The sequence below is a fragment of the Bryobacter aggregatus MPL3 genome (assembly GCF_000702445.1).
In the GTDB taxonomy this organism is placed as follows: domain Bacteria; phylum Acidobacteriota; class Terriglobia; order Bryobacterales; family Bryobacteraceae; genus Bryobacter; species Bryobacter aggregatus.
Genome location: NZ_JNIF01000004.1, coordinates 1078373 through 1092269 on the forward strand (window position 1 = coordinate 1078373; position 13897 = coordinate 1092269).

13 protein-coding genes are annotated in these 13897 nt (G+C 59.1%); 6 read left to right on the plus strand and 7 right to left on the minus strand.

Annotated elements, in window-relative coordinates; translation table 11 throughout:
• The first annotated feature begins 94 nt into the window (after positions 1–94).
• From aroF to M017_RS0124425, 3 genes are read left to right on the plus strand one after another with little or no spacing between them, the layout of a single operon-like run.
• Entirely contained in the window at positions 95–895 is an 801-nt protein-coding gene (aroF, locus tag M017_RS0124415) for a 3-deoxy-7-phosphoheptulonate synthase (protein ID WP_051670826.1), read from the plus strand.
• Positions 892–1530: a hypothetical protein gene (locus M017_RS0124420; protein WP_155121608.1), complete on the plus strand. Its 639-nt coding sequence runs from the start codon at positions 892–894 to the stop codon at positions 1528–1530. Before aroF ends, M017_RS0124420 begins: the two co-directional genes overlap by 4 nt.
• A 5-nt stretch (positions 1531–1535) precedes the next feature.
• Positions 1536–2441, plus strand: coding sequence for a carbohydrate kinase family protein (locus M017_RS0124425; RefSeq protein WP_238326055.1), 906 nt, complete (start codon positions 1536–1538; stop codon positions 2439–2441).
• Here the strand turns inward: M017_RS0124425 and M017_RS0124430 are convergent.
• Genes M017_RS0124430 through M017_RS0124445 form a run of 4 tightly spaced genes read right to left on the minus strand, consistent with a single transcriptional unit; the run spans position 2383 to position 6017 of the window.
• Positions 2383–3864 (minus strand): peptide MFS transporter, encoded by a 1482-nt coding sequence (locus tag M017_RS0124430; RefSeq protein ID WP_031500866.1) that lies wholly within the window; start codon positions 3862–3864, stop codon positions 2383–2385. The two genes, M017_RS0124425 and M017_RS0124430, sit on opposite strands and share 59 nt — an antisense overlap.
• Positions 3865–3869: 5 nt before the next feature.
• Positions 3870–4220 (minus strand): DUF7009 family protein, encoded by a 351-nt coding sequence (locus tag M017_RS0124435; protein WP_031500867.1) that lies wholly within the window; start codon positions 4218–4220, stop codon positions 3870–3872.
• 4 nt (positions 4221–4224) lie between these two features.
• Positions 4225–5259 (minus strand): cyclic dehypoxanthinyl futalosine synthase, encoded by a 1035-nt coding sequence (gene mqnC / locus M017_RS0124440; protein WP_031500868.1) that lies wholly within the window; start codon positions 5257–5259, stop codon positions 4225–4227.
• Positions 5256–6017 (minus strand): menaquinone biosynthetic enzyme MqnA/MqnD family protein, encoded by a 762-nt coding sequence (locus M017_RS0124445; RefSeq protein WP_051670827.1) that lies wholly within the window; start codon positions 6015–6017, stop codon positions 5256–5258. Before M017_RS0124445 ends, mqnC begins: the two co-directional genes overlap by 4 nt.
• Positions 6018–6096: 79 nt before the next feature.
• Here M017_RS0124445 and M017_RS0124450 point away from each other — a divergent pair, with 79 nt between their 5' ends.
• From M017_RS0124450 to M017_RS28305, 3 genes are all read left to right on the plus strand, one after another.
• Positions 6097–6903, plus strand: a complete 807-nt coding sequence (locus tag M017_RS0124450; RefSeq protein ID WP_155121609.1) for a hypothetical protein — start codon at positions 6097–6099, stop codon at positions 6901–6903.
• 95 nt (positions 6904–6998) lie between these two features.
• Positions 6999–7664, plus strand: coding sequence for a hypothetical protein (locus M017_RS0124455; RefSeq protein ID WP_031500871.1), 666 nt, complete (start codon positions 6999–7001; stop codon positions 7662–7664).
• 80 nt (positions 7665–7744) lie between these two features.
• Complete coding sequence (locus tag M017_RS28305; RefSeq protein WP_155121610.1) at positions 7745–8908, plus strand: hypothetical protein; 1164 nt, start codon at positions 7745–7747, stop codon at positions 8906–8908.
• A 74-nt stretch (positions 8909–8982) separates the two neighbouring features.
• Here the strand turns inward: M017_RS28305 and M017_RS0124465 are convergent, their stop codons facing one another.
• From M017_RS0124465 to M017_RS0124475, 3 genes are read right to left on the minus strand one after another with little or no spacing between them, the layout of a single operon-like run.
• The gene (locus M017_RS0124465; protein WP_051670828.1) at positions 8983–10275 is read right to left on the minus strand and encodes an ankyrin repeat domain-containing protein; all 1293 of its coding nucleotides are present in this window, start codon (positions 10273–10275) and stop codon (positions 8983–8985) included.
• Positions 10275–11606 (minus strand): DUF1552 domain-containing protein, encoded by a 1332-nt coding sequence (locus M017_RS0124470; protein ID WP_031500874.1) that lies wholly within the window; start codon positions 11604–11606, stop codon positions 10275–10277. The genes M017_RS0124465 and M017_RS0124470 overlap by 1 nt, the downstream gene beginning before the upstream one ends.
• The gene (locus tag M017_RS0124475) at positions 11603–13879 is read right to left on the minus strand and encodes a DUF1592 domain-containing protein (protein ID WP_238326036.1); all 2277 of its coding nucleotides are present in this window, start codon (positions 13877–13879) and stop codon (positions 11603–11605) included. Before M017_RS0124475 ends, M017_RS0124470 begins: the two co-directional genes overlap by 4 nt.
• Between the last annotated feature and the right edge of the window lie 18 nt (positions 13880–13897).

The window sequence follows — 13897 nt, forward strand, 5'->3', positions numbered from 1 at the left end:
CCCGTGTCATGAAACATTAATTCTAATTTTGATTTAGACAATACGGCCCACTCGGAAGCTTCCGGGTGGGCCTTTTGCTATTGAGGAGAGCGTTGTGAACTTGTTAGTGAGTCGAGAATGCCAGGCGGAGGATAGTATCGTCCGGGTTGGTGAGATCGCTTTTGGCGATGGCAGCTTCCCGGTGATCGCCGGTCCCTGCAGCGTCGAAAGCGAAGAGCAGTTGATGGCCTGTGCCGAGGTGATTGCAGAGAGCGGTGGCGCGTTGTTACGCGGCGGGGCGTTCAAGCCGCGCACTTCGCCTTACGAGTTTCAGGGTCTGGGCGAGGAGGGATTACGTCTGCTTGTTTTGGCGCGGGAGCGTTTCGGACTTGGGGTGGTGACCGAGGTGATGGCCGAAAGCGAGATCGCAATGGTGGCCTCTTATGCTGATCTGCTGCAGGTGGGCGCAAGGAACATGCAGAACTACCCTTTGCTGCGGGCGCTGGGGAAATGCGGCAAGCCGGTGTTGTTGAAGCGGGGTCTTTCAGCAACGTTGAAGGAATGGATGATGGCGGCGGAGTACATTCTGGCGAATGGCAACCCGGATGTGATTCTTTGCGAACGGGGGATTCGGAGTTTCGATTCGCATACGCGCAACGTGCTTGATATTGCTTCGGTGCCTGCGATGCAGGAGATGACGCACTTACCGGTGGTTGTGGACCCGAGCCATGCGACGGGCCGGCGGAGTCTGATTGCGCCCCTGGCCAAAGCGTCTCTCGCCGTGGGGGCAGACGGCTTGCTGGTGGAATGCCATCCGAATCCGGATAAAGCCTGGAGCGATGGCGCGCAGAGTCTCGATCTGAATCAGTTTCGCGACATGATGGCGATGCTGCCGTCGCGTATCCTGAAGTCGTGAAACGATGGTTGCCTGCAGCAGCGCTGATTGGGTTGGGCGCACTGTGGCTTTGGACTCGACAGCATAGTATGACCGTAGCCGATATGGTGCGGCACCTGCCCAGCAACGAAGGAATCGTCCTGGTTGTGGACCGCGCGGTGATCGCCCAACTGGCGGGCGAAGCAGGAGGGGAGGAGCCGGAGTATCGGGAATTTATCGAGAAGACCGGCTTTGACTTTCGCAAGGATCTGGATCGGATCGTCGCGGTGATCGGGGAACCAGCCAGCTACTATGTCGCGAGCGGCCGTTTTGACTGGAAGAAGATTTCCGCTTATGCCGGAAACTGTGTGAAGGATGTCTGCGCGATGCCGGCAAGCCAGCCGGAACGGTGGATTTCTTTGACCCGGCTGAGCGGCAATACGATGGCGATTGCCGTATCGCCAGTCCAGTTTGCGGTGACCTCGATGGAGGTGTCACGCACACCGATAGTCGAGTGGCGGGATACACCCTTGTGGATCCGCGGCAAGGGCAAGTATTTCTCGCGGTGGGGATTGAGCGGGGAGGAGATGGTGGAAGCACAACTGAAAGGGCGGGCCTTGGAATTGAAGGCAGGCACAGTCAGCAGGACAATTCCGCTCGATAAGGTGTTTGATTGAGCCGGGTGTTGGTGGCGGGCAATCTGGTGTTGGATCTGCTTGCCTGGCCCGTAACGGAGTTGCGTTGGGATGGCACGATCTGGGTGGATGAGTTTGCGCGGAGTGTCGGTGGCAATGGCGCGAATACGTCCTATACGCTCGCGAAGATGGGTGTCGAGGTGATGCTGGCAGGCGCGGTCGGAAAGGATGCCGAAGGTACGGAGCTGCTGGGGCTCTTGGAGGACGTGGGCGTGGAGACCAGCGGCGTCAAGCGATTGGCACTGCCAACTCCGACGACACTCGCCATGGTGAAGAAAACCGGAGAGCGGGCCTTTGTACACCGGCCTGGGGCGAGCCGCGGGGCGCTCACCAAGGCGCTGCGGATGCCGAAAGCAGAGCATTTCCATGTCGCGAATCCGTTTGGGGTTCCGGCGTTGCGGACGCTGGCCCCTGAGAATCTGCGTCGTGCGAAGAAGGCGGGGATGACGACCTCTCTCGATGCCGGTTGGGATTCTCGCGGGGAGTGGGGGAGCGTCGTGCTTCCCTGCCTCGAATGGGTGGATGTCTTGTTCGTCAACGAGGAAGAGGCGATGCTGATCAGTGGCGCAAAGAGTTGGCAAGCGGCGATTCCGTTGTTGCCAGCCAAGCGGGTGGTGCTCAAGCGTGGCAAGCAAGGGGCCGTGGTGGATGGCGTGGCTGTGCCTGGTTATACCGTTGCCGCGATGGACTCGACGGGCGCCGGAGACGTCTTTGCCGGAGCCTGGATTGCTGCGTCGCTCCGAGGCCAACCGCCCGTTGCCGCCACCCAGTTTGCGAATGCGGCTGCGGCGCTCAGTGTGACAAAACTTGGTTCGATTGCAGGGGTGCGGAGCTTCAGGCAGACGGCGCAGTGGATGCAGGCGCAGCATCGATCATCTTTGCAACCGGCTTGATGAAGATCGCGAAGAGCAGCGCGACAATGATGCAAAAGGCGCCGATGGCGCCGAAGAGGTGGGGGAGCGGGAACTTCTCGTAGAAGCCCGCCATGCGGCCTCCGACATAGTTGCCGGCGGAGATCGAGAGAAAGAAAACACCCATGATGAAACCAGCCATGCGCGCCGGGGCGAGGCGGGTCATGGCGCTGAGGCCAACTGGAGAGAGGCAGAGTTCGGCGACGGTATGGATCAGGTAAGTTCCGGTGAGCCAGAGGGGCGAAACCTTGTTGCCTCCAACGGAGAGCTCGGCTCCAGGCACCAGGAATAAATAACCAAGCCCCACCAAGAACAGCGCGATGGTGAATTTTGCCGGGACGCTCGGTTGCCGGGTGCCCATGCGAATCCAAAGGGCAGCGAAAACGGGGGCGAGCGGGATGAGGAAAGCCGAATTCAGGCTCTGGTACCAGGATGAGGGGAAGGCATAGCCAAAGACCGTATTGTTTGTGTTCTGCTCGGCAAAGAGATTCAGTGTGCTTCCTGCTTGCTCGAAGCTGGACCAGAAGATCGCCGAGATGAAGAAGAGGATGCAGACGACGGCGAGACGGCGGCGCTCGTAGGCGTTCGGACTTTCCTTGAACAGCAAGTAGCTCAGTACGACGGCAACGATGAGGAGGAGCAAATAGCCGAACAGATCCGCGAGTGCTTCTGCCGCGGGCGCCAGAAGAAACAGCAGTGCCGCGGTGGCGATGAGGGCAACAGAGCCGTACTGTAACCATACTTTGCGTTGCTGCTGCTCGAGGATGTCCGATGGTGGGACGGGGACAAAGACGCGGCGTGGCAGGTACTTCGAGCCGAGAATGAACTGGATGATGCCAATAGCCATGAAGACGGCAGCGACAGCGAAGCCGTAGTGCCAATTGACGCGTTGTGCGAGGTACCCAACGATCAGCGGGGCGATGAGCGCACCGACGTTGATGCCCATATAGAAGATGGAAAAGGCAGAATCGCGACGGATATCGTTCTGTTCATAGAGCGTGCCGACGATGGTCGAAACATTGGGCTTGAGGAAGCCGGTTCCAAAGATGATGGCCGCGAGCCCGATATAGAAAACCTCGATGCCAGGAAAGAACATCAGCGCGTTGCCGCTGGCGATGAGCAGGCCCCCGAGGATGACCGCGTTGCGCAGCCCCAGAAACTTGTCAGCGAGCCAACCGCCGGGCAGCGACAACAGATAGTTCATCGAAGCATAGAGGCTGTAGATCGCGGTCGCCTTGCCGATGCCAAAGCCAAGGCCGCCAGTAGCAGGGTCGGCCATCATGTAGAGGATTAGGATGGCGCGCAGGCCGTAATAGCTGAAGCGCTCCCACATCTCGGTAAAGAACAGGGTGGAGAGGCCACGAGGGTGGCCAAAGAAGGCCGTATCAGAATTTGCGGTTGCCAAGCTACTTAGCTTAACCCCACCGGGTTCGGATAAGTATCGGAGTCGTCCTCGCCGCTCCGCGGCGTGGTGCAAGCCCAATCTTTCTCGATGAGGATTGAGACGCCACCGCTGGTCGCGGAGCGGCCCACCTCCTCACTGGCAGCCCAGGTGGCGGCCCAAGCGTGAGGAACCTCGATGGTCAGTGTCGATTGCTCGAAGCTGGCGCGGAGTTCGTCCGTTGCCGTGGGGGCGAGTTGGAAGTGGAAGGGCGTAGGGGTGGACAGCGTTTCGACAATGGCTTGGCCTGTGGATAGCTGTTCCACCTCGGCTCTGACCAGCCGGAGACGAATGGTGTTGGCGCGGAGTCTGAGCTTCATGGCTTTAGTTGAGGTAGTAGGTGCGATAAAGAGTGTCGCGCTGCTTCGGAATGAACCCGGCATCACGGATGAGATGACGCAGGTCTTCTTCCGTCGCATGGAAGCGGGCCCCCGCCTGGGAGACGACATTCTCTTCGATCATGATGCTGCCGACATCATTGCCCCCAAAGCGCAAGCCCATCTGGCAGACCTTCAAGCCAGGAGTGACCCAACTGGTTTGGATGTTCGTAATGTTGTCGAGAAAGACCCGGCTGATGGCGAGCATCTTGAGGAACTCGACGGCCGTGACTTCTTCTTTGACAAAGCGGCCGAGCGAGGTGCCTTCGCGCTGGAAGCTCCAGGGGATGAAGGCGGTGAAGCCGCCCGTCTCTTCCTGTAGATTGCGAATGACCTCAAGGTGGTTGAGGCGATGCTCGAAAGTTTCGCCGGTGCCATACATCATCGTTGCGGTAGTCTTGAGGCCGAGCTGGTGCGCCGTGCGATGGACGTCCACCCATTCTTCGACATTGCACTTGAGCCGGGCAATGCGGTGGCGGACTTCGTCATCAAGGATTTCAGCCCCAGCGCCGGGGATGGACTGCAGACCGGAATCGCGGAGACGGGCGATGGTGTCGCGGACGCTGATGCCGGAGATCTGCGCGATATTCAGAATCTCGGGGGCACTGAGGAAGTGGAGCCAGATCTTGTCGCCAAACTTCAGTTTGATATCGCGGCAGAGTGCTTCATACCAATCGATCTTCAGTTCGGAATGGAGGCCGCCCTGCATCAGGACGCCGGTCCCGCCGAGATCGATGGTTTCCTGGATCTTGCGGTAGATGTCTTCGCGGGTGAGGATATAACCCTCCGGCGAGTTCATCGGGCGGTAGAAGTTGCAGAAGGTACAGTACTCGGTGCAGAAGTTTGTGTAATTGATGTTGCGATCAATGATGTAGCTGGCGATGTTGTCGGGGTGGAAACGCTGCCGGACTTGATCGGCTTCCATGCCGAGGCCGATGAGGTCATCGGAGAGAAAGGCTTCGGTAGCCTGCTGGCGTGTCATGCGAGTTGTTTTCCTTCCATGCGCATCGCTTCTTCAATGTAGAGCTTCATGCCGCGTTTGTAGTCGTCGACGATCTCAAACTGGATCAGACTGTTCAGGTATTCGTAGGCGAGGCCGGGCCACAGACTGCGCTCCGCGGCTTCTGCAAGGACGATTTCGTTGAGCCGGGTCTTACCGTAGTCATAGCTGGCCTGGAGGAGAGCGGCGAGTTCCGGGTTCTGTTTCGGGCCGGCCCAAATCGCAAAGACCATGGGGAGGCCGGTGAGCTTCAGCCACTCTTCGCCCAGATCGAGCACGTGGAGGCCGCTGCTGGCAGGATCGATGCGGAGTGCAGGATCGCCGATGATCAGCGCGGCGTCGGCGCGTCCGAGCATTGCGGGAAGATCGGGAACCATTGTGAGGGTGTTGGGTTCCAACTGGTAACCCCGTTCGAGAACGATGCGCGCCAGCATCACAGACGATCGCGAGGAACTGTCGAGGGCGAGCGTGCGGATGTCTCGAATGGGGACCTTCGAAAGCAACAGGATGCTGCGGACAGGGCCGCGGCAGGCGATGCCGAGACTGCCGATTTGCGCAAGGTGGAGCCGGGCGGCTTCGACAACAGGAACCAGGCCAGCATCCACTTCGCGCGAGGCAAGGCGGCGGGCGCAAACGCTCGGGAGATCGAAATCCACTTGGGCCAGTCCTTGCTGGGGGCCGTTCAGAAATCCCCAGACGAGGGGACGGGTATTCAGGTAGCTGACTGCGGAGAGATGCATCTCTATCTACTAGGATGCGAAACTTATGAGCGTTTTGGAGAATCGGAAACGCGGAAAGCCCGCGCGCGTCCGAGGAAACATGCGAAGTCTCGTATTTTTACTTGCCGCGTTCAGTTCGGCCGCCTCGGCCGATCTCCGTTACCAGATGCGTTGTGAGGTATTGCAACTGGGCGAGGTGACCAAAGAAGACCCCGCTTTGCAGAAGGTGCTGGATGAGTGCCAAGGCGAGGTACTCACCAATGGGAAGTACTATTTGTTCCAGACCAAGTCGGCGATCGTGCGAACGGACTTGCAGACGCAAGAGACGATCTACATCGATCCGAAGACAAAGTCCTGGAGTAAAGGGGTGGAAGCGGCGAGCGAAACTGCACTCGGCCGGCAACTTCAGGATTTGAAGGATCGTGGAATGAAGCTGAATGTGGAGACGAAAGCGATTCCAACCAGCAGGAAGATCGAAGGATACACGGCCAAAGGAACGGCAATTCGGTTTCAGATCGAGATGCCGATGGAAGGAGTTCGCAATCCTCAGGGTGAGCCGGTGATCATCGGAACAACCACGAATATGGAGATCTGGGCAAGCAATCCGATCGCGGGATTGGCCGCCGGAGAGGGCACAAAGTCGCCGCTGGAGATGCAGATCGCACCGTTGCTGAACGGATTGCCGGATCATGGAGCGGCTGTCCGGAAGGCGATCCCGCCAGGGAGTCTTTGCCTCGAGATGAAGATTCAGACCAAGATCACCGGGATGGACCAGTTATTGCCGCCAGGAATCGATGCAGCGCCACCTGCCGGAATGAATATGATTGTGAAAGCGACGCAGATTACGAGCGGACCGCTGCCGGCGAAGCTGTTTGAGATTCCGGCGGGATACAAAGAAGTCGAGTAAGGAGTGGAATGAGAAAAATTTTAATTGGGTGTATGGTGAGTCTGCGGCAGGCCGCCCCGTTCGAACTCCCTTCGGGTGATACAGAAGTCAAATAGATGTTGCAACGCTGTATCGCCGGTCTCCTTTGCATTGCGACGACACTCTCCGCCGACGCACGCTATCAGCTTGCCTATCAAGTGAAGGCGAATCTGCTGGTGCAGTTGGGGGCCCGGGTGGCGGGCTTGAGCAAGCTGAACAGCAGCGGCGAGACGGTATTGCTCAAAGGCGCGAAGATCCTCGTCAAAGGCGACACCAGTACTCTCATCGTCGACTATGCAACGTCGAATGTAGTGATCCTCGATCACACGGACAAGACTTTTGAACGCGTGAAAATCGAAGAGATGAGGCAGCGGATTGCCGCCGATTTCCCGACCGCACTTGTCGATGGATTGAAAAAGCTGTTTGGCGGCGACGGCTCCTCATCAACGAGCGTCGAGCGCGTGGGGGATGGCAGCGCCATGCCGAGCCTGGCCCGCTTTCGCGCCAAGTACGGGCTCGGCTATCTGCTGCCCGCCATGGAAACACTCACGCCACTGGCGCCTGGGATCGAAAAAGGGCTGCAATCCATTCGCGGCCAAAACAACCTGCCGCTTTCGCTGCGAATTTCAATGGGCGCAAAAGTAATGGATGCCACTGTGCAGATCCAGGATTATCAGGAATCTGCCGTCCAGGAACATGAGTTTGCGGTACCGCCTGGCTACCAAGAAATTAAAGCTCAGTGAAGATGAGCCAATTTTAGGATCAAGTTCCGCTACTGTAAGGGAGAGCAGCGAACTGCTCTAGATGAAGTGGAGGTAACCCGATGAAAAAAGCTGTCATGTTCCTAACCCTGCCCGCGCTGCTGATGGCAGACTTCCGGTACGAGAGCACAACCCGTATTACCAAAGGAATGGCGAGCAAGCTGACTTTTGGGAAGAAGCAGGAACCCGTCAAGACAACGCATTACTACAAGGGTGGCCGCATTGCGACGGTGAGCACAGACAGCACAACGATCATCGATTTTGACAAGCAGCTCTTCACCAATCTCAATCACAAGGATCGGCAATACTGGCAATTGACCTTCGACGAGATGCGCCAACGCATGGCCGAGGCGCAGGAAGAAGTGAAGAACAACACGAAGGACCAGGATGCCCAGTTGGATATCCGCTTTGATGTGAAGGCGACCGGAGTGCAAAAAGAAGTGGGTGGCTATCCGGCCAAGGAAGTGCTCTTTACCATTGAGATTGGTGCGACCGATGGAAAGAATTCGGGCACAGCACTCCTCATGAAGAACGATAGCTGGCACAGCGAAGCGGTGACTGGCTACGGCGAATACAAAGCGTTTCTGGCTCGTCTGTCGGACAAACGCAGTTTCTTAAGCCTCGGGCAGATGCAGTCGGCAATGGCCGGACAGCGTGGCATGGCCGAAGGCATGCGGAAGATGACAGAGGAGATGCAAAAGACTCCCGGCATTCCCGTGCTGACGATTTCCCGTGTGACAATGCCAGGTGTCCAGATGCCCAGTCTTTCCAGCGCGAATGGCGGCAACACGGACGGAAACGGTGGAACGAATGGAAATGCACCCACTGCCGGCGACGCCGTGAAGCAGGCTGGCGGACAGGCAGCCGGGAATGCGGCAGGACGCGCACTGGGTGGTTCCATGGGCGGCATGCTGGGTGGTGCACTCGGGGGCAAGATGGGTGGCTTTGGCGGCTTCGGCAAGAAGAAGACCGATGCGGCCGCACAGGCGGAAGCGGACGCTAAGGCGAAGGCCGATGCCGACGCAGCCGCTCAGGCAGAACAAGCGCGGAAGACTGCGACGGAAGCCGCAGCGGCGAGCAAGAGTCCGGACGGCATGTTGATGATGGAATCGGTAACCGACGCGAGCAATTTCTCGACGGCTGCAATCGAGGAGAGCATTTTCCAGGTGCCGGCCGGCTACGCCAAGATGGATTCTGACTTTGGCGGCAAGCGGAAGAAGAAGTAATTCCTCTACAGAAACCCGACCTCATTTTCGTCCCGCTCCTGCTTCGGCCTGAGCGGGACTTTTGCTTTTGTACCCTATTGAACTTTTTGCAACGCAGCAACCGTTTCGGGCGATGGCTTGAAGTTGCCGAAGCGGTAGCCTTCTGCAATGCGCATGGGAGTCCAACCCTGCTTGTTTGGTTGGTTCCAGATCTCTCGCTTCGCGCCCTTTGAGGCCAGGTATAGGACGGCAGCGGGGTAATTCTTATAGGCCGCGCCGTGCATGGCCGTTTCGCCATTCTTGTCCACTGCGTTGATGTCAGCCCCGTGTTCGAGCGCAACGGCCAGGGCCTCGACGACTTCTGTTTCGGTGCCTGCATCTTCGCCAGGCGAACGAGTGCCGAGTCCGGCCGCCGCGTGGAGCGGCGTAGAGCCATCGGCGTTGGGGATCTTGGGATCCGCGCCGAGTTGCACCAAAGCACGCATCAGCTCCGCATCCGCGGCGCGGGCGGCGATGAAGTAAGGCGTTGCGCCAAGAGTGTTAATTCCGGTCAGTCCGACTGCAATGCGCCGGGTCATGCGGGCGTCGAGATTCGCGCCACTCTCCTTGAGTTTCTTGACAAGCTCGAGGCTGGTCATCAGACCAGAACCGAAGGGCGCAGGATTGTTGTCGCCGACCCCAGGCTTTCGCACGTCGGAAATGGCGTGGAGAGCGGTCCAGCCGGACGCATCTCCGTTGGGGTTCGCTCCGCGATCGAGAAGATCCGCCGCCAGTTGGAAATGCGCGTTGATCACCGCCAGCAGCAATGCACTGGTTCCCGCACGAGGGCCCAGTGATTTCTTCGTGACGCCGGGGGCGAGTTCGATGCTTTCGTTCGGGTCTGCTCCGAGCTTGAGCAGCGTGAAGACAGCCTGGGAGTGGCCTTCCCGCACGGCGAAGAGCAACGGAGTGAAGCCCGAACTGACGCGGGCATGGAGGTCCGCTCCAGCTGCGACCAGGACTTCGATCACCTTCGCGTGGCCTTCTGCGGCGGCCCACATGAGCGCGGTCTGACTGCGACGCGCTTCTTTGCCATCCACTTTGGCGCCGTGCGCGAGCAGGAGTTGCACCACTTCCAGATTGCCGGTACGGGAGGCGGTCATCAGTGCCGTTTCGCCACCAGGGAGTGTGGTTTCCGGATCGGCGCCCGCTTGCAGCAAAAGCCGGACCATGGCGGCGTTGCCGTTTTCACAAGCCAACGAGAGCGGCGTAACACCGTAGCGATTCGCTTCCTGGACGCTCGCGCCCGCACGGATCATCCGCTGTGCGACATCGAGTTTGTCGGCATGTACGGCTTCCGGAAGCGTGTCCGCAGCCAGGAGGGTGGCGATGAGAATGGCTTGGTGCATCAGACGCTGAGGGGCTCGCCGAGTTCTTTAATTTTGCCGTTGCTATCGGCGAAACGATCGATCTTGACGCCAACCCGATTGAGCAATGTGAGGTGCAGGTTGGCAAGCGGAGTGGGCTTCTCGTAGGTGATGTGACGGCCCCCTTTGCCACCAGCCACAATGATCGGCAGATTGACATGATCGTGGATGTCCGCATTGCCCATCCCGCTGCCATACAGATAGGTGGTGTGGTCGAGGAGGCTGCCGTCGCCATCGGGAGTTGCTTTCAGGCGTTCGAGGAAGTAGGCGAATAGCGAGACGTGGAAGGCGTTGATCTTTGCGCATTTTGCGAGCTTTTCAAGATCGCCACCGTTGTGCGTGAGGGGATGGTGCGCCTCAGAAACACCGACTTCCGGGTAGGTACGAGTCGAGGTTTCACGCGCCAGTTGGAAGGTGAAGACGCGGGTGACGTCGCCTTGCATCGCGAGCACTTGCAGGTCGAACATCAGCTTCGCGTGATCGGAGTAGGCAGCAGGAACGCCAACCGGACGGTCCAGGTCTTTCAGATTGGAATGCTCTGTTTTTGCCTCGGCGATCTGGATGCGGCGCTCGACCTCACGCACGCTGTCGAGATATTGGCTGACCTTCGTACGATCACTGGCGCCGAGCTTGCGCTGGAGACGGGAGATGTCCTCACGCATGTAGTCCAGAAGACTGGCCTGCTTGCGCATCTCGGCGAGCCGCTCCGTTGCGGTTCCTCCGTCGCCGAAGAGACGCTCGAAGGCGACGCGAGGATGTGCGTCGGCAGGAAGAGGCGTGGTGGGGGAAGACCAGGAGAGGTTGTTCTGATAGACGCAGGCATAGCCGTTGTCGCATTGTCCGACCGTAGTAAGCAGATCCATCGCCAACTCCAGCGAGGGCAGCCGCGTGGCCTGGCCAACACTCTGCGCTGCAATCTGATCGGCCGTAGTGGCGAGTTCGTAATCGCTACTCTCGGTCCACTTCGAGGTAGCCGCGCTGAGGAAGGCAGCGTTTGAAGTAGCGTGAGTCCCAGGGTAGGCGTTCTTGAGTTCGAGGTTGTTCAGGACGGAGATCTGATCGAGTACAGGCGCGAGGGAGCTGAGACTTGGGGACAGCTTGGTGATGCGGCCGTTCTGGCTCTGCGGGGTCCATTGCGCCATGTACGCGCCCATCGGCATGTAGACATAGCCAAGCCGCTGGACAGGAGCAGCGGCAGTTGCAGCCAGCGCCGTCATGCTAGGCGCCATCGCATCGAGCAGGGGCAGAGCGAGCAGGCCGCCACCTCCGCGCAGGAAACTTCTTCTGGGAAGCGCCTTCTTGGTGACGATCATTTGGATCTCCTCATTTGAAATGGCTGACTGCTAACTACCCCAAGAATAAACGAGGAGAAGCGATAGTCGTCAGTGCTTGCTTTGCGCGTGATGGCACGGACGGCAGGCTCGTCGTAGAATTCCACTCCGCGCCCGAGAGCGAAGGTGAGTAGTTTTTCGGTAAAGGTGGAAGCCAGGAGTTCGGGACGCTGGAGCAAGGCCTTCTGCAAGTCAGCGACGCTTTGGAACTTGGTCCCATCAGGCAGCGCCCCGGCGGTGTCGATAGGAAGCGAGTCTTCCCGCTCGCGCCAGCGGCCTACGGCGTCGTAGTTTTCAAAAACGAAGCCAATAGGATCCATCAGTTGATGGCAACCGGCACAGGCCGGGTTGGCGCGGTGCTCGGCAAGACGTTCGCGCATCGAGAGGTTCTTGCCGATCGCTGCCTTGTCCTTCAAGGCGGGGATATTGGGCGGCGGAGGTGGGGGCGGAATGCCTAGGAGATTGTCGAGCACCCACTTGCCACGGATGACCGGTGAGGTGCGTGTCGGATAGGAAGTGACAAGCAGCAGGCTCCCTTGGCGCAAGAGGCCGCCGCGCTTGCTATCCGCATCGAGTTGAACTCGGCGGAAGCGGCTGCCATAGATGTTTGGAATCCCGTAATGCTTCGCCAGACGTTCATTGAGAAAGGTGTAGTCCGCACGGAGAAGATCGAGAATACTGCGGTCGTCGCGCAAGATGCTTTCCACGAAAAGCTCCGTCTCCTTCCGGAAGGACTGGCGCAGATTGTCATCGAAATCGGCGAAAAGGCGCATATCCGGAAGTGTCGAGGAGATGTTACGGAGATAGAGCCACTGCGAGGCAAAGTGATTGACGAGGGCGCGGGAACGCGGGTCGCGCATCATGCGGCGGACCTGCTTGTCGAGCACCGCGGCGTTGTGAAGAGTCTTGGACTCGGCAGCAGCAAGAAGCTCTTCATCGGGGATGCTACTCCAGAGGAAGAAAGAGAGCCGCGAGGCGAGTTCCAGATCGCTGACCCGGTAAGCGGCGCCAGCGGCGAGCTTGTCTGGATCACGCTCAACGCGAAAGAGGAATTCCGGGCTAACAAGAATCGCACGCAGGCCCATTTCAATGCCTTCCTCGAAAGGCGCTGTTGCGCGAGCCGCGGTGTAGAACTTCATCGGAGCGCGGAGGTCGCTCGCGTCCACCGGACGGCGATACGCACGGCGTGCGAGATTGCTGAAGATGCGTTCGGCACATTTGTTGTCCTGGGTGGTACAGACAAAGATCTTGCGGCGGCTTGGTGTGTCGCCGGGGCCTCTTGCTTCATAAGGGCCATTGACGCTGACGGAATAGACGGCTGGTTGGACACGCGGGTGGCGGTCCATATTGAAGTGCGCCGGATACGGCTGGCGTTCAGTTTCGAGAAGAGCGGTGGGCTTCTTGACGAAGGCGGCGGCGATCTGGTGCGGACCCGCCTTGACTGCGGTGCGGAGCTTCAGATGGAGATCGACGGCGTGGTGGTCTTCGCCGGACTTGGGCGGCTTGACGGTGAACCGCTGCACGCGTTCGCCATCGATCAGGATCTCTACTTCGTGTGCTTCAGTGAGACCTTCGACGTGCTCGTTGCGGTCTCGGGCGAGACGGAGGACGATCTCGTAATCGGCGTCGAGCGGGAAGGTATAGCGCAGCGAGGTGCCGCCACGAGTGCCGAGCGGAAGCGCGTCGAAGTGGTCCTCCTGCGTGAGGTCAGGCGGCAGGGTGAAGGTGTCGCCATTCGGGGCCTTGATTGGCGCGCCGATGGCAAGGCGGCTGATCTTCCGCGCAGCGTTCAGGTAGCGCTCGAGCAGTGTCGGAGAAAGATCGCCGACGGTGATGTTGTCGAACCCGTGGCTCGCTTCGTCTGCCGGCAACAGCGGAGTGACGTCGACATCGATCGCGAGAAGATCGCGAATCGCATTCTGATATTCGTTGCGGTTCAGACGGCGGAAAGTGTCCGTGCGGCCAGGGTTGGGATTTGCAAGAGCAGCCTTGTCTACAGAGGCTTCAAGAGCAGTGACGAGACTTTGATAGGTCGCTTCGTCGGGACGAGGAAGGCCGGGCGGCGGCATCTGGCGAGCCCGCAGGCGGCGGATGATTTTCTCGGCGGCGGCGCTGTCCTGATGGAAGTCCACCGCGGCAATGGAAAGGCCGGCCGTCTTCAACTTTTCGTTGTGACAGCCGGCGCAATAGCGATCGAGAATCGGTTCAGCGTTGGCGAGACTCGTGAGGAAGAGGGCGAGGAGACGGAGTCTCATTGCCCGCATCATATCGCG